This is a genomic window from Pseudomonas sp. Irchel 3H7, assembly GCF_900187605.1.
Lineage (GTDB): Bacteria > Pseudomonadota > Gammaproteobacteria > Pseudomonadales > Pseudomonadaceae > Aquipseudomonas.
Window position 1 is genome coordinate 28,759 of record NZ_FYEA01000021.1, and the last position, 19,950, is coordinate 48,708.

Here is a 19,950-nt window from a genome sequence, read left to right on the forward strand (position 1 = left end):
ATGACCGACAAAAAAGTTACTCGACTGCGTCGCGCTCGCAAAGCACGCCTGAAAATGCACGAACTCGAAGTCGTGCGTCTCTGCGTGTTCCGCTCGTCGCAGCACATCTACGCCCAGGTCATCTCGGCCGACGGCAACAAAGTCCTGGCAAGCGCCTCGACTTTGGATAAAGAACTGCGTGATGGCGCCACTGGCAACATCGACGCGGCCACAAAGGTTGGCCAGCTGGTCGCTACGCGTGCTAAGGCCGCTGGCGTCTCGCAAGTGGCTTTCGACCGCTCTGGCTTCAAGTACCACGGCCGCGTTAAAGCGCTGGCTGATGCTGCTCGTGAAGCTGGGCTGGAGTTCTAAGTTATGTCAAATAACGACCAAAAGCGCGACGAAGGCTACATTGAGAAGCTGGTTCAAGTTAACCGCGTAGCCAAAACCGTTAAAGGCGGCCGTATCTTCACTTTCACCGCGTTGACCGTGGTTGGTGATGGTAAAGGGCGTGTTGGCTTCGGCCGTGGCAAGTCGCGTGAAGTGCCTGCTGCGATCCAGAAGGCAATGGAAGCTGCTCGCCGCAACATGATCCAAGTTGATCTGAACGGCACCACTCTGCAGTACGCAATGAAGTCCGCTCACGGCGCTTCGAAGGTGTACATGCAGCCTGCTTCTGAAGGTACCGGTATCATCGCTGGCGGCGCTATGCGTGCTGTCCTCGAGGTTGCTGGTGTTCAGAACGTTCTGGCCAAGTGCTACGGCTCGACTAACCCGGTAAACGTGGTTCACGCCACTTTCAAAGGTTTGAAAGCTATGCAGTCTCCTGAATCCATTGCCGCCAAGCGTGGCAAAAGCGTCAAGGAGATCTTCTGATCATGGCTACCGTTAAAGTAACGCTGATCAAAAGCATGACCGGCCGCATCCCTAACCACAAACTGTGCGTTAAGGGTCTGGGTCTGCGTCGCATCGGTCACACTGTAGAAGTCCAGGATACTCCCGAGAATCGCGGGATGATCAACAAGGCTTACTACATGCTGCGTGTCGAGGGTTAATCGATGAAACTCAATGATCTGAGTCCAGCGCCGGGTTCCCGTCGCGAAAAGCATCGTCCGGGCCGTGGTATCGGTAGCGGTTTGGGTAAGACTGGTGGCCGTGGTCACAAAGGTCAGACCTCCCGCTCCGGTGGCACCATCGCTCCAGGCTTTGAAGGCGGTCAACAGCCGCTGCATCGTCGCCTGCCGAAGTTCGGTTTCGTTTCCCTGAAAGCCATGGATCGCGCAGAAGTGCGTTTGTCCGAGTTGGCTAAAGTGGAAGGCGACATCGTCACCGTGCAGTCCCTGAAAGATGCCAACGTGATCAACGTCAACGTACAGCGTGTGAAAATCATGCTGTCCGGTGAAGTGACTCGCGCTGTCACTATCGGCAAGGGAATCGGCGCCACCAAAGGTGCGCGTGCGGCTATCGAAGCAGCTGGCGGCAAGTTCGAGGAATAAATGGCTAAGCAAGGTGCTCTCTCTGCGCTCGGCAAAGGCGGTATGTCTGAACTCTGGGCTCGTCTGCGTTTTCTGTTCCTGGCGATTATCGTCTACCGAATAGGCGCACACATCCCGGTTCCAGGTATCAACCCGGACCGACTCGCAGACCTGTTTCGACAGAATGAGGGGACCATTCTTAGCTTGTTCAACATGTTCTCCGGCGGCGCGCTGGAACGGATGAGCATCTTTGCACTGGGGATCATGCCGTACATTTCGGCATCGATCATCATGCAACTGATGACCGCCGTCAGCCCGCAGCTGGAGCAGTTGAAGAAGGAAGGTGAAGCTGGCCGTCGCAAGATCAGCCAGTACACCCGCTACGGCACCGTCGTCCTCGCTCTCGTTCAGGCTATTGGCATGTCCATTGGTCTGGCGGGGCAGGGCGTTGCGTTCACTGGTGACTTTGGCTTCCATTTCGTCGCGGTATCCACTTTTGTGGCTGGTGCGATGTTCATGATGTGGCTGGGTGAGCAGATTACTGAGCGTGGTGTAGGTAACGGTATCTCGATGTTGATTTTTTCGGGTATCGTCGCCGGTCTTCCGAGAGCAATCGGGCAGTCTTTCGAGTCTGCGCGTCAGGGTGATATCAACATCTTCGCCTTGGTTGCCATCGGTTTGCTGGCAGTAGCGATTATCGGTTTTGTGGTGTTCATTGAGCGTGGTCAGCGTCGTATCGCTGTTCACTACGCCAAGCGTCAGCAGGGCCGCAAGGTTTTTGCTGCGCAGACAAGCCACTTGCCGCTTAAGGTGAACATGGCCGGTGTTATTCCGGCTATTTTCGCGAGCAGCATTTTGCTGTTCCCGGCTTCGCTGGGTGCCTGGTTTGGTCAGTCTGAAGGTATGGGCTGGTTGCAGGACATCTCGCAGTCGATCGCTCCTGGTCAGCCGTTGAATATTCTGCTGTTTAGTGCAGGGATTATTTTCTTCTGCTTCTTCTATACGGCGTTGATGTTCAATCCGAAAGACGTAGCGGAAAACCTGAAGAAGTCCGGTGCCTTTATTCCGGGCATCCGTCCAGGTGAGCAGTCTGCGCGCTACATTGATGGCGTTCTGACCCGCTTGACCATGTTCGGTGCTCTTTACATGACGGCCGTGTGCCTGTTGCCCCAGTTCCTGGTGGTTGCAGCAAACGTTCCGTTCTACCTTGGCGGGACCTCGTTGCTGATCGTGGTCGTGGTTGTGATGGACTTCATGTCCCAAGTACAATCGCACCTCGTTTCGCACCAGTACGAATCCCTGATGAAGAAAGCCAACCTGAAGGGTTACGGCAGCGGCATGTTGCGCTGAGTACCCATAAGGTTCGAGGAGTTGGTGATGAAAGTTCGTGCATCGGTGAAAAAGCTGTGCCGTAACTGCAAGATTATTCGCCGCGAAGGTGTTGTTCGAGTAATTTGCAGCGCGGAACCGCGTCACAAACAGCGCCAAGGCTGAGTGTGATCCGCTTGAAGCCCGGCAGCTAGTGCGCTGCCGGGTTGATTATTTGTTATTACAGCGATATTATCTCGCGCCCTATTTCTTGGCTTCCGGGGCGTAGGTAGCTGTCAATTGGAGTCCCACTGAATGGCCCGTATTGCAGGCGTTAACATTCCAGATAACAAGCACACTGTTATCTCGCTGACCTACATCTATGGTGTTGGTCGCACTACTGCGCAGAAAATTTGCGCAGAGACTGGGGTAAACCCAGCCGCAAAGATCAAAGATCTGAGCGACGAGCAGATTGAGCAATTGCGTGGCGAAGTGGCGAAGTTCACCACTGAAGGTGACCTGCGTCGCGAAATCAACATGAAAATCAAGCGTTTGATGGACCTCGGTTGCTACCGTGGTCTGCGTCATCGTCGTGGTCTTCCAGTACGCGGTCAGCGTACCAAGACTAACGCGCGTACCCGTAAAGGTCCGCGTAAGCCGATCCGCAAGTAATCGCCCACGCGAATCGACAGGAAATTAATCATGGCAAAACCTGCTGCTCGTCCTCGTAAAAAAGTTAAAAAGACAGTGGTTGATGGCATCGCCCACATCCATGCTTCTTTTAACAACACAATCGTGACCATCACCGACCGTCAAGGTAACGCGCTTTCTTGGGCTACCTCTGGTGGTTCGGGTTTCCGCGGTTCCCGCAAGTCCACCCCGTTTGCTGCTCAAGTAGCTGCTGAACGTGCTGGTCAAGCTGCGCTGGAATATGGCCTGAAAAACCTCGACGTCAACGTCAAAGGTCCAGGTCCAGGTCGTGAATCCGCAGTCCGCGCTTTGAACGGCTGTGGCTACAAGATCGCCAGCATCACCGACGTGACGCCAATCCCGCACAACGGGTGCCGTCCGCCGAAGAAGCGCCGCGTGTAATCCAGGAGATTGTAAAGAATGGCTCGTTACATTGGTCCAAAATGCAAACTCGCTCGTCGCGAAGGCACCGATCTCTTCCTGAAGAGCGGCGTGCGCGCGATCGAATCGAAGTGCAACATTGAAGCAGCACCTGGTATCCACGGCCAACGCCGCGGTCGCCAGTCCGACTACGGCACCCAACTGCGTGAAAAGCAGAAGGTCCGTCGTATCTACGGCGTTCTCGAGCGTCAGTTCAGCGGCTACTACAAAGAAGCTGCTGGCAAGAAAGGTGCAACCGGTGAAAACCTGCTGCAACTGCTCGAATGCCGTCTGGACAACGTTGTATACCGTATGGGCTTTGGTTCGACTCGTGCCGAATCCCGTCAACTGGTATCGCACAAGTCGATCAGCGTTAACGGTCAGACCGTAAACGTTCCGTCGTATCAGGTTCGTGCTGGTGACGTGGTTGCAGTTCGCGAGAAAGCAAAAAACCAACTTCGCATTGTCCAAGCTCTCGATCTGTGTGCCCAACGTGGCCGCGTAGAATGGGTAGAAGTAGACACTGAGAAGAAGTCGGGCGTTTTCAAGAACGTTCCTGCTCGCAGTGATCTGTCCGCCGACATCAACGAAAGCCTGATTGTCGAGCTCTACTCCAAGTAAGGGCTAGAAAATAGGTGCATCCATGCAGATTTCGGTAAATGAGTTCCTGACACCCCGCCATATTGATGTGCAGGTTGTCAGTCCAACCCGCGCCAAGATCACTCTCGAGCCTCTCGAGCGTGGTTTTGGCCACACCCTGGGCAACGCGCTGCGACGCATCCTGTTGTCCTCAATGCCCGGCTGCGCAGTAGTCGAGGCCGAGATTGACGGTGTGCTCCACGAGTACAGCGCCATCGAAGGTGTACAGGAAGACGTAATTGAAATCCTGTTGAACCTTAAAGGTCTGGCCATCAAGCTGCACGGTCGTGACGAAGTTACGCTGACCTTGTCGAAGAAGGGTTCGGGGGTGGTTACCGCTGCCGATATTCAGCTGGATCATGATGTCGAGATCGTTAATCCCGATCACGTAATCGCTAACCTGGCGTCTAACGGCGCCCTGAACATGAAGCTCACCGTAGCTCGTGGTCGTGGTTATGAACCAGCAGACTCGCGTCAGAGCGATGAAGACGAAAGCCGCAGCATCGGTCGCTTGCAGCTCGACTCTTCGTTCAGCCCGGTTCGCCGTATCGCATACGTGGTGGAAAACGCCCGTGTCGAACAGCGTACTAACCTGGACAAGCTGGTTATTGATCTGGAAACCAACGGTACTCTGGATCCTGAAGAGGCTATCCGCCGCGCTGCAACCATTCTGCAACAGCAGTTGGCTGCGTTCGTCGACCTCAAAGGTGACAGTGAGCCAGTGGTTGTCGAGCAGGAAGACGAGATCGATCCGATCCTGCTTCGCCCGGTTGACGATCTGGAACTGACTGTACGTTCGGCTAACTGCCTTAAGGCGGAAAACATCTACTACATCGGTGACCTGATTCAGCGCACCGAAGTGGAGCTGTTGAAGACTCCGAACCTGGGCAAGAAATCCTTGACTGAAATCAAGGACGTTCTGGCCTCCCGCGGTCTGTCCCTCGGCATGCGCCTCGACAACTGGCCGCCTGCAAGTCTTAAGAAGGACGACAAGGCGACTGCCTGATCGTCGTAATCACCGAACGTAGTGTTTGGTAAGGAATGAACCATGCGTCATCGTAAAAGTGGTCGTCACCTGAGCCGCACCAGCTCGCACCGCAAGGCCATGTTTCAAAACATGGCGGTGTCGCTGTTCGAGCACGAGCTGATCAAAACTACTCTGCCAAAAGCCAAAGAACTGCGCCGCGTTGCTGAGCCGCTGATCACTCTGGCCAAGACAGACAGCCTGGCTAACCGCCGTCTGGCTTTCGACCGTACTCGTTCGAAAGCTATCGTTGGTAAGCTCTTCAACGACCTGGGCAAGCGTTACGCTACCCGTGAGGGTGGCTACCTGCGCATCCTCAAGTGCGGTTTCCGCACTGGCGACAACGCGCCTATGGCGTACGTCGAGTTGGTTGATCGTGCTACTGCTGGCGAAGCTGTATCCGCCGAGTAAGACGTCAGTCTGAAACGAAGAACCGGGCCTAGCGCCCGGTTTTTTGTGTCCGCAGAAAAACGCGCCGTTCGTACAAGCTTCTGACACTGTTCTGTTGTCACTATGTGCCGGGATACATGATTAGTAATTATCTATCGATGCCTACAAGTTAATGAATTTGTGGCTGTCACATGGATGATCAATACTTCCCAGCAAGCCGATTAGCCGGCAGTTTCAAGACTGACAGAGGAAGAAGACCGTATGAGCCAGATCAAAACGCTTACGACCGCCAGTGGCGCACCTGTCGCCGATAACCAGAATTCCCGCTCCGCCGGCCCGCGTGGCCCTTTGCTGCTCGACGATTTCCACCTGATCGAGAAGCTCGCGCACTTCAACCGTGAAAACATCCCTGAACGCCGCGTACATGCGAAGGGCTCGGGTGCTTATGGCACGTTCACCGTTACTCGTGATATCACTGAATACACCAGCGCCAAGCTGTTCGAATCCGTTGGCAAGCAAACTCCGACTTTTCTGCGCTTCTCCACAGTGGGCGGCGAACGTGGTTCGGCGGATACCGAGCGTGACCCACGCGGCTTCGCGCTGAAGTTCTACACCGAAGAAGGCAACTGGGACATCGTTGGCAACAACACGCCAGTGTTCTTCATTCGCGATCCACTGAAATTTCCTGACTTTATCCATACGCAAAAACGTCTGCCGCAAAGCAATCTCAAAAGCGCGCAGATGATGTGGGACTTCTGGTCGCATTCGCCTGAAGCGCTGCACCAGGTCACCATTCTGTTCTCCGATCGAGGCATCCCGGACGGCTACCGTCACATGCACGGCTTCGGCAGCCACACCTACAGCCTGATCAGCGCTGAAGGCGAGCGTCACTGGGTAAAATGGCACTACAAGACCAAGCAAGGCATCAAGAACCTGGCGCCGGCCGATGCAGCGCGCTTGGCAGGCACTGATCCAGATTACGCGCAGCGTGATTTGTTTGAAGCCATCGAGCGCGGTGACTTCCCGAAATGGCGTGTGTGCATCCAGATCATGACCGAAGCTCAAGCAGCGGCGCATTACGAGAACCCATTCGACGTGACCAAAACCTGGTCGCAGAAAGAGTTCCCGCTGATCGAAGTCGGTGAGCTGGAACTGAATCGCAACCCGCAGAACTACTTCGCTGAAGTCGAGCAAGCGGCGTTTGGCCCAAGCAACATGGTGCCGGGTGTTGGTCTGTCGCCAGATCGCATGCTGCAAGGTCGTGTATTCGCTTACGCCGACGCGCACCGCTACCGTGTCGGTACCAACCACCAGCAACTGCCGGTGAATGCTCCACGCAGCCCGGTTAACACTTACCAGCGTGACGGCTCGATGGCATTCGGCAGTAACGGTGGTGCAGCACCTAACTACGAGCCGAACAGCTACACCGAAGCACCGAAACAAGCTCCGCGTTACGCAGAACCTGCGCTGGCCTTGAGCGGTGCCGCTGATCGCTACGATCACCGCGAAGACACTGATTACTACAGCCACGCCGGTGCGCTGTTCCGTCTGATGAGCGATGAGCAGAAAGCATTGCTTGTCAGCAACATCGCTGGCGCGATGTCGGGTGTTTCCAGTGACGTCGTTGATCGTCAGTTGCAGCATTTCTACAAAGCCGATCCGGCGTATGGAGAAGCAATCGCAACGCTGCTCAACGTACAGCTTAACGAAGTCTAAACGAGAAGCAGAACCGCCCTCATTTGGGCGGTTTTTGCGTTATTTAGGCTGCTTTTCTAAGAATATCTTCGCTTTTATTGCGCTAATCGGGTGACCTTCCGGTCAGCTTGGTTCAAACTACAGACTTTCAAGTAGGGAGATGTAGGGCGATGCAAGGCCACCCAGACGTTATCGATTACCTCAACACGTTGCTGACCGGCGAACTGGCCGCGCGTGACCAATATTTCGTTCATTCGCGGATGTATGAGGACTGGGGGTTCACCAAGCTCTACGAGCGAATCAATCACGAGATGGAAGAAGAAGCAGGTCACGCTGATGCGTTGATGCGCCGCATTCTGATGCTCGAAGGTACGCCGCGCATGCGTCCGGATGACTTGGACGTTGGCACCACGGTGCCGGAGATGCTCGAAGCCGATCTGCGTCTTGAGTACAAGGTCCGCGCTGCCCTGTGTAAAGGCATCGAGTTGTGCGAGCAGCACAAAGACTATGTCAGCCGCGAGATCCTGCGGGTTCAGCTCAATGACACCGAAGAAGATCACACCTACTGGCTGGAAAAGCAGTTGGGCCTGATCAAGCTGATCGGCCTTGAGAACTACCTGCAATCTCACACTTCCTGATTGCAATCGATACAAAAAAGCCCCTGTCACTGATGAAGTGACAGGGGCTTTTTCATGTCTGGCGTTTACGCCCGATCGCGGATCAGCAGCGGTTTGAGGTAATGACCAGTATGAGATTGCTTCATCTCGGCCACTTCTTCCGGTGTACCGGTGGCAATGATCTGCCCACCTTTGGAACCACCCTCGGGTCCGAGATCGACCAGCCAGTCGGCCGTCTTGATCACGTCGAGGTTGTGTTCGATCACCACCACCGTATTGCCGTGGTCGCGCAGGCGATGCAGGACGTCGAGCAACTGCTGAATATCTGCGAAGTGCAAACCGGTAGTCGGCTCATCGAGGATATACAGGGTCTTGCCAGTGTCGCGCTTGGACAGCTCGCGAGACAGCTTGACCCGCTGTGCCTCGCCGCCGGATAACGTGGTCGCCGACTGTCCGAGCTTGATGTACGACAGGCCGACATCCATCAACGTTTGCAGCTTGCGCGCCAGTGCCGGCACCGCGTCGAAGAACTCCCGGGCTTCCTCGATGGTCATTTCGAGGGTTTCGTGGATGCTCTTGCCCTTGTATTTGATTTCAAGGGTTTCGCGGTTGTAACGCTTGCTCTTGCACACGTCGCACGGTACGTAGATGTCCGGCAGAAAGTGCATTTCCACCTTGATCAGGCCATCGCCCTGGCACGCTTCGCAACGACCGCCCTTGACGTTGAACGAGAAACGTCCCGGGCCGTAACCACGGGAGCGCGACTCGGGCACGCCGGCGAACAGTTCACGGATCGGCGTGAACAGCCCCGTGTACGTCGCTGGGTTGGAGCGCGGCGTCCGGCCAATCGGGCTCTGGTCGATATCGACGACTTTGTCGAGATGCTCCAGGCCTTTGATACTGTCGTGCGCAGCCGCTTCCAGCGTGGTCGCACCATTGAGCGCCGTGGCGCTCAGCGGGAACAGCGTGTTGTTGATCAGCGTCGATTTGCCCGAGCCGGACACGCCGGTGACGCACGTCAGCAAGCCAATCGGGATGTCGAGGTCGACATTACGCAGGTTGTTGCCGCGCGCGCCTTTCAGCGACAGATTGAGCTTCTTGTTACGTGGCGTACGTTTGGCCGGCACTTCAATCTTCACCCGGCCCGACAGGTATTTACCGGTCAGGGAATCCGGATGCGCCATGACTTCAGCCGGCGTACCTTCGGCAACGATCTGCCCACCGTGTACGCCAGCGCCGGGGCCGATATCGACGACATAGTCAGCCAAGCGAATCGCATCTTCGTCGTGCTCGACCACGATTACCGTGTTACCGATGTCGCGCAGGTGCTTGAGAGTGCCGAGCAGTCGATCATTGTCACGCTGGTGCAAGCCAATGGACGGTTCGTCGAGGATGTACAAAACACCCACCAGGCCTGCGCCGATCTGGCTGGCCAGACGAATACGTTGTGCTTCACCACCGGAAAGGGTGTCAGCGCTGCGATCCAGCGACAGATAATCGAGACCGACGTTGACGAGGAACTGCAGACGCTCACGGATTTCCTTGAGAATCTTGTCCGCGATCTCGCCACGGCGGCCGGTCATCTTCAGTTGGCCGAAGTATTCGCAAGCATCGCCGATCGGCAGATTGGTCACTGCCGGCAATGTCTTCTCGCCAACCCACACGTGGCGCGCTTCGCGACGCAGGCGCGTGCCACGGCAGTCCGGGCACGACTGAGTGCTGAGGAACTTGGCCAACTCTTCACGCACGCTCGCCGACTCGGTCTCGCGGTAGCGACGCTCGAGGTTGGGCACGATGCCTTCGAACGGGTGCGAACGTTTGACGATATCGCCGCGGTCGTTGAGGTATTTGAAGTCGACGTTCTGCGAGCCGCTGCCGTGCAGGATGGATTTCTGCTGATCGGCCGGCAGATCGTTGAACGGCACTTCCAGGCTGAAGCCGTAGTGCGAGGCCAGTGAGCCGAGCATCTGGAAGTAATAGACGTTACGCCGGTCCCAGCCGCGAATCGCACCTTCGGCCAGCGTCAGCTCACCGTTGACCAATCGCTTGATGTCGAAGAACTGCTTTACCCCCAGACCATCGCACGTCGGGCAGGCGCCGGCCGGGTTGTTGAAGGAGAACAGTTTGGGTTCGAGTTCGCTGATTGCATGCCCGCAGATCGGGCAAGCGAAGCGGGCGGAGAAGATCATTTCTTCGCCCGGCTCATCGTCCATCGGCGCGACCAGGGCGATACCGTCCGCCAGCTTCAGCGCGGTTTCGAAGGACTCCGCCAAACGCTGTTGCAGGTCGGCGCGCACTTTGAAGCGGTCGACGATCACATCGATCGAGTGCTTCTTCTGTTTATCCAGTTTCGGCAGCTCGTCGAGTTCGCAGATCCGGCCGTTGACCCTGGCGCGGACGAAACCTTGGGCGCGCAGCTCTTCGAAGACCGACAGGTGTTCACCTTTACGCTCGCGGATCACCGGCGCCAGCAGCATCAGTTTGCTGCCTTCCGGTTGCGCCAGCACCAGGTCGACCATCTGGCTGACGGTCTGCGCTTCCAGCGGAATGTCGTGATCGGGGCAGCGCGGCGTACCCACGCGCGCATAAAGCAAACGCAGGTAGTCGTAGATTTCAGTGATGGTGCCGACCGTGGAGCGCGGGTTGTGCGAGGTCGACTTCTGTTCGATGGAGATCGCCGGCGACAGGCCTTCGATGGTGTCGACGTCGGGTTTTTCCATCATCGACAGGAACTGGCGGGCGTAGGCCGACAGCGATTCGACATAGCGGCGCTGACCTTCGGCGTACAGTGTGTCGAAGGCCAGGGACGACTTGCCGGATCCGGACAGGCCGGTGATGACGATCAGCTTGTCCCGTGGCAGGGTCAGGTCGATGTTCTTCAGGTTGTGGGTACGGGCCCCACGTATCAGGATCTTGTCCAAAGTGGCCTCGCTCGGCGGGCGTCGAAAACGTAGGAGTATACGGCCAAATACTGGATGGATGCACACTATCAAACGAAGGGTTTTTTACCCTGGATGAAGAGAGTTTCATCTATACGCGTCAAAGCGTCGCGATATACCCCGTCTACCGATGGGACTGGTAGAATCGCCGCCGGTTCACACGAGGTTTTTCCATGCACGATCCCCACAGCGAACGCATGAGTGGCAGCGAGACCCGCGCGGCGAGCGGTCTGGCCCTGGTGTTCGCCTTCCGTATGCTGGGCATGTTCATGGTGTTGCCGGTACTGGCGACCTATGGCATGGACCTGGCGGGCGCGACCCCGGCCCTGATCGGCTTGGCTATCGGCGCTTACGGCCTGACCCAAGCGATTTTCCAGATTCCGTTCGGGATCATTTCCGACCGCATTGGCCGTCGTCCGGTGATTTACCTCGGGCTGATCGTCTTCGCGCTTGGCAGCGTGCTGGCCTCTCAGGCCGATTCGATCTGGGGCGTAATCGCCGGGCGGATCCTGCAAGGTGCCGGGGCGATTTCCGCTGCGGTCATGGCGCTGCTTTCCGACCTGACCCGCGAACAGCACCGCACCAAAGCGATGGCGATGATCGGCATGACCATCGGTTTGTCGTTTGCCGTGGCCATGGTCGTCGGGCCTTTGCTGACCCGCGCTTTCGGTCTGTCCGGACTGTTCCTCGCCACCGGTGCCATGGCATTGGTCGGTATCGCCATCATCATGTTCATGGTGCCGCGTTCCACCGGGCCGTTGCAGCATCGTGAATCCGGCGTGGCGCGTCAGGCCTTGATGCCAACGCTCAAGCATCCAGACTTGCTGCGCCTCGATTTAGGTATCTTTGTGTTGCATGCGATGCTGATGTCGAGCTTCGTCGCGCTGCCGCTGGCGCTGGTCGAAAAAGCCGGTTTGCCCAAGGAGCAGCACTGGTGGGTCTATCTCACCGCGCTGCTGATTTCGTTCTTCGCCATGATCCCGTTCATCATCTATGGCGAGAAGAAACGCAAAATGAAACGAGTTTTGCTCGGCGCCGTCCTGACGCTGATGCTGACTGAGCTATTCTTCTGGCAGTTCGGCGACAGCCTGCGGGCTCTGGTGATTGGTACGGTGGTGTTCTTCACCGCGTTCAATCTGCTGGAGGCTTCATTGCCGTCGCTGATCAGCAAGGTTTCACCGGCGGGCGGAAAGGGCACGGCCATGGGCGTGTATTCCACCAGCCAGTTCCTTGGTTCGGCACTCGGCGGGATACTCGGCGGCTGGCTGTTTCAGCATGGCGGTCTGTCGGTTGTGTTCCTTGGATGTGCCGGGCTGGCTGCACTTTGGTTGGCCTTTGCTGTTAACATGCGTGAACCTCCCTACGTGACGAGCCTGCGCTTGCCGTTGTCGCCCGAGGCGATCCGCGAAGCGGGTCTGGTCGAGCGCCTCAAGGCCCTCGTAGGGGTAACCGATGCAGTGATAGTTGCTGACGAAGCGGCTGTTTACATCAAACTGGACAAAGAATTAGTGGATCGCGACACCCTCGAACGCCTGGTGAACAACCCGGCCGGGGCTGCTTGCGAAGCCTAGGAGAACGTTATGGCCCGTGGGGTTAACAAAGTCATATTGGTCGGCACTTGCGGCCAGGATCCCGAAGTTCGCTACCTGCCTAACGGTAACGCCGTGACCAACCTGAGTCTGGCCACCAGCGAACAATGGACCGACAAGCAAACCGGTCAGAAGGTCGAGAAGACCGAATGGCACCGTGTTTCGATGTTCGGCAAGGTTGCTGAAATCGCTGGCGAATACCTGCGTAAAGGTTCGCAGGTCTACATCGAAGGCAAGCTGCAGACCCGCGAGTGGGAAAAAGACGGTATCAAGCGTTACACCACCGAAATCGTGGTCGACATGCAAGGCACCATGCAACTGCTCGGCGGCCGTCCACAACAGGGCGACCAACAAGGCGGTGGCAACAACTACCAGCAGTCGGCTCCAGCTCCACGTCAGCAGGCACCGCGTCCGCAGCAGTCGGCTCCACAGCAGCGTTCGGCCCCGGCTCCACAGCAGGCCGCACCGCAACCGGCTCCGGATTTCGACAGCTTTGATGACGATATCCCGTTCTGATTTGTCGCTGCACCCGTTCTAAGTAAAAAGGCCCGTCGCTGAAGCGACGGGCCTTTTTTGTGGGGCTTTTTTTCGTCTGCGGTTATCCCAAATCCCACAGGGATATCAGTGGTTCAGTCGAGGATCAGGTGCGGCAGAAAGCGGCTGGAATCTTTGGTGATCAGGCTGTTGTCTTCCCGTACACCAATCCCCGCAGCCTGATCGCCAATCACCCAGGAACCGATCAGCGTGTAGCTGTCGCCGAATTTCGGCAGCGGTGCAAATTCCTGCAGGATAAATGGCGCATCCGTGTAGGGCCCATCCTCTTTGACGATCAGACCGTCTGCCGTTTGCAGCTCAATGTTGGCGCCTTCGCGGGAGAAGTACGGCTTGCGTACCCATCCCTTGGGCACGGCGCTGGCCGGATTCGGATCGAGATGCGCCGCCAGCAGATTCGGATGGCCCTGGTGCAGCTCCCACAGTAGCGGCAACGCGCCCTTGTTCGACAGGATCGCCTTCCACGCCGGTTCGAAAAACTGCGTATCGCACTCGGCAATCGCCGCGCCGAACGGCTCGTGGAAGATGAATTCCCAGGCGTGCAGCTTGAACAGGTGCGGGATCCAGCGATCTTCCAGGTCGACGAAACGCCCTTCAGCGGTCAAACCGATGTCTTCGATATCGATGTGCCGTGATTCGATGCCGACCTTTTCGGCGATCAAGCGCAGGTAATCCGTGGTGCCCTTGTCCTCGACCGAGTCTCTCATCGAAGCGAAGTAGAACGGCCGCTTCAGTTGCAGCTCGGCGAAGGCCTTATGCAACTGGGTGTCGATGCTGTTGAACTGGTCGGCATGGCGCGGCAGCGTGCCGCGCTCGATGCATTGTTCCAGCCAGCCCCACTGAAAAGCCGCCGCTTCGTAGAGGCTGGTCGGCGTGTCGTAGTTGAGTTCCAGCAATTTCGCCGGGCCGTCGCCGCTGTAGGAAAAGTCCATGCGCCCGTACAGATGCGGATGACCTTCCCGCCAGGACGTGCGGATCATGTCGTAGTACGGCGTCGGGATGCTCAGGCGATCCAGCAGCTCTTCGCTGTTGACCACGCGGTCGACCAGGTCCATGCACATCTCGTGCAGTTCGGTGGTCGGGTCCTCAAGATCGTTTTCGATTTGCGCGAGCGTGAACTGGTAGTACGCGCTTTCGTCCCAGTACGGCTCGTCGTCGATGGTGTGGAACATGAAGCCGAGGCTTTCGGCAGTCTGTTTCCAGTCAGGCCGCTCGGCGCAGAGGATCTTCTTCATCGTCAGCTGCTCGAACGACCAGAACTGCTGCCCCAACCACCCCAGCCGCTGCGGGCACTGGACTGGCTGCCGAAGCCGCCGCGTGACGTCGATGAGGCCACATTGACCGGTTTGCTTTTGCTGCTTTCGTAATCCGTTTGGCTGCGCGTCGTGGTTTCGGCTCTGCGGTACTGCGTCGAGGTGTTGTACGGCTGGCGCGTTTCGCGATCGCGGTAAACCGTGCGCTCGGCGTTGTTGCTCATCGCGTTGCCGATCAGCCAACCGGTCAGCCAGCCATTTCCGCCTCCGCCGCCACCACCGCTGGAGACATGCGAAGTGCTTTGCACATGCTGCGCTGTCGTGTCACCGGCAGGCATTTGAGCATCGGCGATGGCGTCGAGGTTCTGCGCCGGCTCACCGCTCGCAGGCACTTTGAAGCCGCCGAGTTTCGGCACGAAGCGGCCGTCAGAATTCTTTTGGCACCAGTCAGCGGCAAAGTCCGCGTCGCACTTGGCCTTGTCGTCGTACGCCGGGGCAATGCGCCGGTGTTCGGTCAGGGCGGCGACGTAGGCGTTGGAGCAGACATCGGCGGCCACTTCGGCGTCGACGCACTGTTCCACATTCTGGAAACTGCGTGGTTGATCTGCGGCTGCCGCCTGGCCGGAAATGGCCATGGCCACCGAGGCGGCGAGGGACAACTGAACGTATTTGCTGCGTTTCATCTAAGGCTTCCTGCCGATCAGTTGGACGGTGTCATGCACGCGGCGTTGAGCATGCCGACGCTGATCGCGACCGCAGCAACATAGATACCCGAAGCCACTTCACCGTTGGCGATGCGCTGGGAGGTGCCTTTGAGCACTAGACCCGTGGCGAGGAATGCCAGCAGTTGCACCACGGCGGCAATCACTGCCCAGAGTACGAAGTCGAGGACGTTGACCGAAAACGCAATCACGTTACTGGCCGGAATCGCGAAGCCGATGATCGCGCCGGACAGGGCGATGGCAGCGGCAACGTTGCCGGAGCGAATCAGCTCGAATTCCTTGTGCGGGGTGATGCGCGTGTAGACGAATTGAAACAGCATGAACAGCAGTACGGCGCCGATGAGATAGACGACGAAACCGACCAGTGCGGTTTTGTTCAGGGAAACGGCCAGCACTTCCAGCATGAAAAACTTCCTTTTTTAAATGGTGCTCAGATCTGTCGTGTACAGCGAAATGCCCAGCGAGGTGCTCAGGCTGACGGTGCCTTCTTCGTCCTGTTCGACGGAGAACAGCAGCAATTCGCGGCGATCGGTCAGGCCGGTCTCGCGCGCATAAAGCATTGAGTGATGTTCGATGGTGTAGCTCTCGTCCGGATTGACCACCTGTTCGGTCATCGGCACAAGTTCGGTCTGGCCTTGTTCGGTGCCCCACTCACGGCTGTATTCGACACCGTCGTGGTTGTAACCGGGCAAGCCGATCTGGCTGTCGGGGCCGGCCAGGCGCTGCAGTTCGGCGTCACTGTTGACGGTCACGTAACTGAGGTAGTTGAACAGGGTGACGGATTCGATCTGATCGTCACCGGTGACGTGGATCTGCAGCCAGAAATCCTCGTCGTTCATGTAATAGCGGTGCAGTTTATTGGACTGGCCGAGGTCGACCCAGCCGTGGCTCCAGATCGCCTGATCGAAGGGCACTCGCACTGTGGTCGAGCCATCGAGCAACAGCGCCAGCGTCGTATCGAACCTGACAGCCTTGCCTTGGGCCATGCCGAGTGGGCCACTGGCAACGGTCGGTGTTGGCGCAGCGGTCTGCCAGTTGCTGGTGCCCAGCAAGTCTTTAAACCATCCCATGGGTACGTTCCTTGAAGCGGGTGGAAGTGTTCGTCGGCGAAAAAGCGTCGCTAGTGTACCGGGCTCAGCGGCGAACGACACGCCGCAAACCATGTGGGAGCGAGCTTGCTCGCGAAGAGGGCGTATCAGTCAACAACGATGTCGACTGATACGCCGCTTTCGCGAGCAAGCTCGCTCCCACGGTTTTTTTGCGCAGTGCTTACTGAGCGGACTTTTGCTTCAGACGCTCAAGAATCGCATTGGCGCTGCCTTCGTTCGGCGTGATGCCGGCGTCGCGCAGTTTGCGTTCCAGATCGTTGCCGGTCGAAGCGTCGGCCAGTTCGTCGGCAGCGCTCAGTTCAGCCGCGCGTTGCTGCTGCTTGGCCTGCAGACGGTTCAACGTACCGACGGCGGTTTCCAGTTTGCCATTGGCGCCGCCGCTGGCGATGGAGGCGCTGACCTGGGCTTTCTGCACGCTTTCGCGGGCCTTGGCCATGTCCACTTGTTGGCGCAGGCTCTTGATGCGCGACTCGGCTTTGCTGATGTCTTTGCGCATGTTTTCGGCGTAAGTGCCGAACTCGTCGCTCTGCTTTTTCTCGACATCCAGCTCGTTGGTCAGGGTCGAAATCGCTTCGGCCACTTCCAGCGCCAGGTCTTCACGGCCGGCGTTCAGCGCCGAGACGGCTTTGGCTTCCAGATCCTTGATCTTGGCGTCGTACTCGCTTACGCGGTCGGCGGCCAGTTTGTGTTTGGCCATGATGGTGACCAATTCGCGACGGGCGTTCGACAGTGCGCTGTCGGCGTCACGGATTTCCTGATCGAGGATGCGCAGGGCCTGTTGGTCGGCAATCGCTTCGCCGACTTCATTGGCGCCGCCGCGCAGTGCGGTGAACAACTTGCTCCAGATGGACTGAGTCATTGGATATTCCCTGTTGATTACTTGAAGAAGTGTTCGAAGGCTTCGCTCGCGCGCTGCACGTTGTCGACCAGAGTTTTCACCTCGGTGACGACGTTGGTCAGGCTCGAGTCGGCGCTGAGGGCGCCAAACATGTTGTAAACGGTCTGCCCGTTCGGCATCGACTCGATACCGATCGACGACAGTGGGAACATTTCCCGGCTGCGCAACACGGCATCGTTGAAGGCGTGCACGTCGCTGATCGAATCGATGTCCACCAGCACGGTGTCGACGATGATCTGCTGGCCGGCCAGAGCGATGTGAATCGGCAGACCGCCGAATTCGTTCATTTCCAGCTTGATGCTGGGTTCGGAGCTCTGGATCAGCGACAGCGTGATCTCTTGCGAAGCCACCTCGTCCAGTGCCTTGAGGGCGTTGAAGAGGCTATCGATGGTCCAGTTGTTGCCTGCGCTCATGTAATTCTCCGACATGAAAGAGCCAGCCAGAATCGGTTGGCGTAGCTGTTGCTCCATTTGCTTGAGCAAGCTTCGGTTTTCGGGAAGCACCCAAGTTTCGTGTTTCACATAACCGGCAGCGGCCAGGCCTGCGCGCATCTGCTTCATATAGAAGCTCGACGGTTTTTTCGCCGACGGTTTCGCGCGCTCTCCCTTGGGGCTCTCTGACTTCGCGGTGGGGGAACGGCTTTTCATGGCAGTAGCTCGGTTATGGACATCTCACGCGTGAGCCACACTACAACCAATTCAAAGTGCCATCAATGGCTCACGCGTGAGATTTTTATGACAGACGAAAAAAGGCCCGCTGCAGCGCGGGCCCGGATTTCTTGCAGGATATTACTCAGCGCGTGGCGGCGAGGAATTCGTCAGTGGATACCACGCTGGCGTAGGCAAAACCCAGCGCTGACATGAACGCGGCGTGGACGTGGGCGGCCGGCACCGTCAGGCCATTGAACTCCAGGTCGCGGCTGGCGCAGGCGTCGTGAATCACCGAGACGGCGTAACCCAGATCCGCCGCCGCACGGGTGATGCCGTCAACGCACATGTGGCTCATGCTGCCGACCACCACCAGTTCCTTGATGCCTTGTTGGTCGAGGATCGCTTGCAGTTCGGTTTCGCGGAACGAGTTGACGAAGTGCTTTAGCACCACCGGTTCATCGGCACGGTTGAGTACCTTTGGATGCAGCTTGGCGCCCTCGGAGCCCGGGGTGAAAAACGGCGCGTCCGCTGAGGAGAATTCGTGGCGAATGTGTACCACCGAATCGCCGGCCTCGCGGAACGCGGCTATCAGCCGGGCGGCGTTGTCGGCGGCGGCATCAGCACCGGCCAGCGGCCACTTGCCTTGGGGGAAGTAGTCGTTCTGGATATCGACTACGATGAGCGCTTGCTTGGCCATGGGTGTGTCCTCGATGTATTGGCTGGAAGTGGCTTCAGTATTGGCCCTGGTCAGCGCTTCGAGGATTGGCCGCACCGACAATAGACAGGGGAAAACTGACAATGGGCGCAGAAAGGGCCGCCATCGCTGAGTTGGGCGTGCTGATCTATCCAGGCGCGCAAATGGCGGCGGTGCACGGTCTGACCGATCTGTTTACGGTGGCCAACCGGATTGCCGCCGAACATCAGGCTGCGCAACTGCCGGTACTGCGCGTGAGTCATTGGCAGGTCGAAGGTGATCAGTCGCCAACGCGGATTTACGCCAGCCATCCAGGGCACGACAGCGCTTTGCTGGCGGTGCTGATTCCGCCATCGATCGGCGGTTTTTCGGCGGCGCAAATGCCGGTCGGTCTGACGCAATGGTTGCGTGATCAGCATGCCCGCGGTGCGACGCTTGGCGGAGTTTGCGTAGGCTCGCTGCTGCTCGCCGAAAGCGGCTTGCTCGACGGCCGTAGCGCCACCACTCACTGGACCTCTGCCAAGGCTTTCGCCGAGTGTTACCCGAAAATCAAGCTCAAGGCTGATACGCCGATTGTCGATGACGGCGACCTGATCACCACGGCCGGATTGATGGCTTGGTCGGAACTCGGATTACGCCTGGTCGACAGGTTGCTCGGACCGAGCATCGCCACCAGCACCGCGCGCTTTCTGGTGGTGGAACACAGTGACAGCGCCAGTGAATGCGGCAGCAATTTCGCGCCGATTCTCGGTCATGGCGATGCGGCGATTCTCAAGGTTCAACATTGGCTGCAAAGCACCGGTGCGACGGATGTTTCCCTGGCGGCGATGGCGGAGCGGGCGGGGTTGGAAGAGCGCACATTTCTACGGCGGTTCCGCGCGGCGAGCGGGTTGAAACCGACCGAGTACTGCCAGCATTTGCGGGTGGGCAAGGCACGGGAAATGCTCGAGTTCAGCAATGGCACGATCGATCACATTGCCTGGACAGTTGGGTATCAGGATCCGGGGGCGTTTCGCGCGATATTCAAGAAGATTACCGGACTGGCGCCAAGTGATTACCGGGCGCGGTTTGGTGTGACCCCAAACCCTAAACCGGCGAACACCTAATGTGGGAGATTCTATGGTTGAGGGGAAGCCCTCAACTGACTTTTGTCTGATATTCGCTTTGCCTTTTCAGCAAGGCGAATACCACCCGAGCAAGTTTGCGAGCCAGCATCACCAACGCCTGCGTGGTGCTGAAACCCCGTGCTCTTTGGGCTTCGTAAAACCCTTTCCAGGCTTTCGTACGGCTAGCCGACATCGCTGCGT

24 protein-coding genes and 1 pseudogene are annotated in these 19,950 nt (G+C 57.8%); 16 read left to right on the plus strand and 9 right to left on the minus strand.

The genetic code is table 11. From position 1 onward, the window contains the following. The 13 genes from rplR (at position 1) to bfr (ending at position 8,258) form a co-directional block, all read left to right on the plus strand. On the plus strand, positions 1-351 hold the full coding sequence (gene rplR, locus CKW38_RS28135; protein WP_003186037.1) for a 50S ribosomal protein L18: 351 nt from the start codon (positions 1-3) through the stop codon (positions 349-351). Positions 352-354: 3 nt separating this feature from the next. After that, the gene (gene rpsE, locus CKW38_RS28140) at positions 355-855 is read left to right on the plus strand and encodes a 30S ribosomal protein S5 (protein ID WP_003186035.1); all 501 of its coding nucleotides are present in this window, start codon (positions 355-357) and stop codon (positions 853-855) included. A 2-nt stretch (positions 856-857) separates the two neighbouring features. Beyond that, complete coding sequence (gene rpmD, locus CKW38_RS28145) at positions 858-1,034, plus strand: 50S ribosomal protein L30 (protein ID WP_003176408.1); 177 nt, start codon at positions 858-860, stop codon at positions 1,032-1,034. A gap of 3 nt (positions 1,035-1,037) precedes the next feature. Next, positions 1,038-1,475, plus strand: coding sequence for a 50S ribosomal protein L15 (gene rplO, locus CKW38_RS28150; protein WP_003228720.1), 438 nt, complete (start codon positions 1,038-1,040; stop codon positions 1,473-1,475). Further along, positions 1,476-2,804, plus strand: coding sequence for a preprotein translocase subunit SecY (gene secY, locus CKW38_RS28155; protein ID WP_003228718.1), 1,329 nt, complete (start codon positions 1,476-1,478; stop codon positions 2,802-2,804). A 27-nt stretch (positions 2,805-2,831) separates the two neighbouring features. Next, the gene (gene rpmJ / locus CKW38_RS28160; protein WP_002555468.1) at positions 2,832-2,948 is read left to right on the plus strand and encodes a 50S ribosomal protein L36; all 117 of its coding nucleotides are present in this window, start codon (positions 2,832-2,834) and stop codon (positions 2,946-2,948) included. Positions 2,949-3,077: 129 nt separating this feature from the next. After that, complete coding sequence (gene rpsM / locus CKW38_RS28165; protein WP_009045849.1) at positions 3,078-3,434, plus strand: 30S ribosomal protein S13; 357 nt, start codon at positions 3,078-3,080, stop codon at positions 3,432-3,434. Positions 3,435-3,464: 30 nt separating this feature from the next. Beyond that, positions 3,465-3,854, plus strand: a complete 390-nt coding sequence (gene rpsK / locus CKW38_RS28170; RefSeq protein ID WP_002555466.1) for a 30S ribosomal protein S11 — start codon at positions 3,465-3,467, stop codon at positions 3,852-3,854. 18 nt (positions 3,855-3,872) lie between these two features. Next, complete coding sequence (gene rpsD / locus CKW38_RS28175; protein ID WP_003176404.1) at positions 3,873-4,493, plus strand: 30S ribosomal protein S4; 621 nt, start codon at positions 3,873-3,875, stop codon at positions 4,491-4,493. 22 nt (positions 4,494-4,515) lie between these two features. Then, complete coding sequence (gene rpoA, locus CKW38_RS28180; protein WP_003186012.1) at positions 4,516-5,517, plus strand: DNA-directed RNA polymerase subunit alpha; 1,002 nt, start codon at positions 4,516-4,518, stop codon at positions 5,515-5,517. A 42-nt stretch (positions 5,518-5,559) separates the two neighbouring features. Then, positions 5,560-5,946 carry a 50S ribosomal protein L17 gene (gene rplQ / locus CKW38_RS28185; RefSeq protein ID WP_007918448.1) on the plus strand — a complete coding sequence of 129 codons (387 nt, stop codon included), beginning with the start codon at positions 5,560-5,562 and terminating at the stop codon, positions 5,944-5,946. A gap of 240 nt (positions 5,947-6,186) precedes the next feature. Next, a complete protein-coding gene (locus tag CKW38_RS28190; protein ID WP_007918446.1) occupies positions 6,187-7,641 on the plus strand; it encodes a catalase in 1,455 nt (484 codons plus the stop codon). A gap of 149 nt (positions 7,642-7,790) precedes the next feature. Beyond that, complete coding sequence (gene bfr / locus CKW38_RS28195; RefSeq protein ID WP_007918444.1) at positions 7,791-8,258, plus strand: bacterioferritin; 468 nt, start codon at positions 7,791-7,793, stop codon at positions 8,256-8,258. A 65-nt stretch (positions 8,259-8,323) separates the two neighbouring features. Here the strand turns inward: bfr and uvrA are convergent, their stop codons facing one another. Then, positions 8,324-11,158, minus strand: a complete 2,835-nt coding sequence (gene uvrA / locus CKW38_RS28200; RefSeq protein WP_007918441.1) for an excinuclease ABC subunit UvrA — start codon at positions 11,156-11,158, stop codon at positions 8,324-8,326. Positions 11,159-11,349: 191 nt separating this feature from the next. Here uvrA and CKW38_RS28205 point away from each other — a divergent pair, with 191 nt between their 5' ends. Continuing rightward, entirely contained in the window at positions 11,350-12,747 is a 1,398-nt protein-coding gene (locus CKW38_RS28205; RefSeq protein WP_095114416.1) for an MFS transporter, read from the plus strand. Positions 12,748-12,756: 9 nt separating this feature from the next. After that, positions 12,757-13,281 (plus strand): single-stranded DNA-binding protein, encoded by a 525-nt coding sequence (locus CKW38_RS28210; RefSeq protein ID WP_008081898.1) that lies wholly within the window; start codon positions 12,757-12,759, stop codon positions 13,279-13,281. Positions 13,282-13,394: 113 nt separating this feature from the next. Here the strand turns inward: CKW38_RS28210 and CKW38_RS28215 are convergent, their stop codons facing one another. From CKW38_RS28215 to CKW38_RS28245, 7 genes are all read right to left on the minus strand, one after another. Continuing rightward, complete coding sequence (locus CKW38_RS28215; RefSeq protein ID WP_007917223.1) at positions 13,395-14,552, minus strand: glutathionylspermidine synthase family protein; 1,158 nt, start codon at positions 14,550-14,552, stop codon at positions 13,395-13,397. A 2-nt stretch (positions 14,553-14,554) separates the two neighbouring features. Beyond that, a complete protein-coding gene (locus CKW38_RS28220) occupies positions 14,555-15,253 on the minus strand; it encodes a DUF1190 domain-containing protein (protein WP_095114417.1) in 699 nt (232 codons plus the stop codon). A 17-nt stretch (positions 15,254-15,270) separates the two neighbouring features. After that, positions 15,271-15,696 carry a DUF350 domain-containing protein gene (locus CKW38_RS28225; RefSeq protein WP_007917221.1) on the minus strand — a complete coding sequence of 142 codons (426 nt, stop codon included), beginning with the start codon at positions 15,694-15,696 and terminating at the stop codon, positions 15,271-15,273. Positions 15,697-15,711: 15 nt separating this feature from the next. Continuing rightward, positions 15,712-16,362 carry a DUF2491 family protein gene (locus tag CKW38_RS28230; protein WP_007917219.1) on the minus strand — a complete coding sequence of 217 codons (651 nt, stop codon included), beginning with the start codon at positions 16,360-16,362 and terminating at the stop codon, positions 15,712-15,714. Between the two features lie 199 nt (positions 16,363-16,561). Continuing rightward, positions 16,562-17,260, minus strand: a complete 699-nt coding sequence (locus CKW38_RS28235) for a PspA/IM30 family protein (protein ID WP_038362095.1) — start codon at positions 17,258-17,260, stop codon at positions 16,562-16,564. A 17-nt stretch (positions 17,261-17,277) separates the two neighbouring features. Beyond that, positions 17,278-17,946, minus strand: a complete 669-nt coding sequence (locus CKW38_RS28240; RefSeq protein WP_007917215.1) for a YjfI family protein — start codon at positions 17,944-17,946, stop codon at positions 17,278-17,280. Between the two features lie 145 nt (positions 17,947-18,091). Next, positions 18,092-18,646, minus strand: coding sequence for a cysteine hydrolase family protein (locus tag CKW38_RS28245; RefSeq protein ID WP_095114418.1), 555 nt, complete (start codon positions 18,644-18,646; stop codon positions 18,092-18,094). Between the two features lie 101 nt (positions 18,647-18,747). Between CKW38_RS28245 and CKW38_RS28250 the strand changes: the two genes are divergently transcribed. Then, the gene (locus tag CKW38_RS28250; RefSeq protein ID WP_095114419.1) at positions 18,748-19,749 is read left to right on the plus strand and encodes a GlxA family transcriptional regulator; all 1,002 of its coding nucleotides are present in this window, start codon (positions 18,748-18,750) and stop codon (positions 19,747-19,749) included. A 31-nt stretch (positions 19,750-19,780) separates the two neighbouring features. Here the strand turns inward: CKW38_RS28250 and CKW38_RS30505 are convergent. Further along, positions 19,781-19,950 (minus strand): annotated as a pseudogene (locus CKW38_RS30505) (IS110 family transposase); the annotation flags it as partial.

Bases quoted from the DNA above. Each gene is read 5' to 3' on its own strand.
- CKW38_RS28205 (WP_095114416.1), top strand. From the start codon at position 11,350: ATGCACGATCCCCACAGCGAACGCATGAGTGGCAGCGAGACCCGCGCG.
- CKW38_RS28220 (WP_095114417.1), bottom strand. From the start codon at position 15,253: ATGAAACGCAGCAAATACGTTCAGTTGTCCCTCGCCGCCTCGGTGGCC.
- rplR (WP_003186037.1), top strand. From the start codon at position 1: ATGACCGACAAAAAAGTTACTCGACTGCGTCGCGCTCGCAAAGCACGC.
- CKW38_RS28210 (WP_008081898.1), top strand. From the start codon at position 12,757: ATGGCCCGTGGGGTTAACAAAGTCATATTGGTCGGCACTTGCGGCCAG.
- rpsM (WP_009045849.1), top strand. From the start codon at position 3,078: ATGGCCCGTATTGCAGGCGTTAACATTCCAGATAACAAGCACACTGTT.
- rpmD (WP_003176408.1), top strand. From the start codon at position 858: ATGGCTACCGTTAAAGTAACGCTGATCAAAAGCATGACCGGCCGCATC.
- rpmJ (WP_002555468.1), top strand. From the start codon at position 2,832: ATGAAAGTTCGTGCATCGGTGAAAAAGCTGTGCCGTAACTGCAAGATT.
- CKW38_RS28245 (WP_095114418.1), bottom strand. From the start codon at position 18,646: ATGGCCAAGCAAGCGCTCATCGTAGTCGATATCCAGAACGACTACTTC.
- CKW38_RS28235 (WP_038362095.1), bottom strand. From the start codon at position 17,260: ATGACTCAGTCCATCTGGAGCAAGTTGTTCACCGCACTGCGCGGCGGC.
- rplQ (WP_007918448.1), top strand. From the start codon at position 5,560: ATGCGTCATCGTAAAAGTGGTCGTCACCTGAGCCGCACCAGCTCGCAC.
- rpsK (WP_002555466.1), top strand. From the start codon at position 3,465: ATGGCAAAACCTGCTGCTCGTCCTCGTAAAAAAGTTAAAAAGACAGTG.
- rpoA (WP_003186012.1), top strand. From the start codon at position 4,516: ATGCAGATTTCGGTAAATGAGTTCCTGACACCCCGCCATATTGATGTG.
- CKW38_RS28250 (WP_095114419.1), top strand. From the start codon at position 18,748: ATGGGCGCAGAAAGGGCCGCCATCGCTGAGTTGGGCGTGCTGATCTAT.
- CKW38_RS28230 (WP_007917219.1), bottom strand. From the start codon at position 16,362: ATGGGATGGTTTAAAGACTTGCTGGGCACCAGCAACTGGCAGACCGCT.
- bfr (WP_007918444.1), top strand. From the start codon at position 7,791: ATGCAAGGCCACCCAGACGTTATCGATTACCTCAACACGTTGCTGACC.
- CKW38_RS28215 (WP_007917223.1), bottom strand. From the start codon at position 14,552: ATGAAGAAGATCCTCTGCGCCGAGCGGCCTGACTGGAAACAGACTGCC.
- rpsE (WP_003186035.1), top strand. From the start codon at position 355: ATGTCAAATAACGACCAAAAGCGCGACGAAGGCTACATTGAGAAGCTG.
- CKW38_RS28225 (WP_007917221.1), bottom strand. From the start codon at position 15,696: ATGCTGGAAGTGCTGGCCGTTTCCCTGAACAAAACCGCACTGGTCGGT.
- CKW38_RS28190 (WP_007918446.1), top strand. From the start codon at position 6,187: ATGAGCCAGATCAAAACGCTTACGACCGCCAGTGGCGCACCTGTCGCC.
- secY (WP_003228718.1), top strand. From the start codon at position 1,476: ATGGCTAAGCAAGGTGCTCTCTCTGCGCTCGGCAAAGGCGGTATGTCT.
- rpsD (WP_003176404.1), top strand. From the start codon at position 3,873: ATGGCTCGTTACATTGGTCCAAAATGCAAACTCGCTCGTCGCGAAGGC.
- CKW38_RS28240 (WP_007917215.1), bottom strand. From the start codon at position 17,946: ATGAAAAGCCGTTCCCCCACCGCGAAGTCAGAGAGCCCCAAGGGAGAG.
- rplO (WP_003228720.1), top strand. From the start codon at position 1,038: ATGAAACTCAATGATCTGAGTCCAGCGCCGGGTTCCCGTCGCGAAAAG.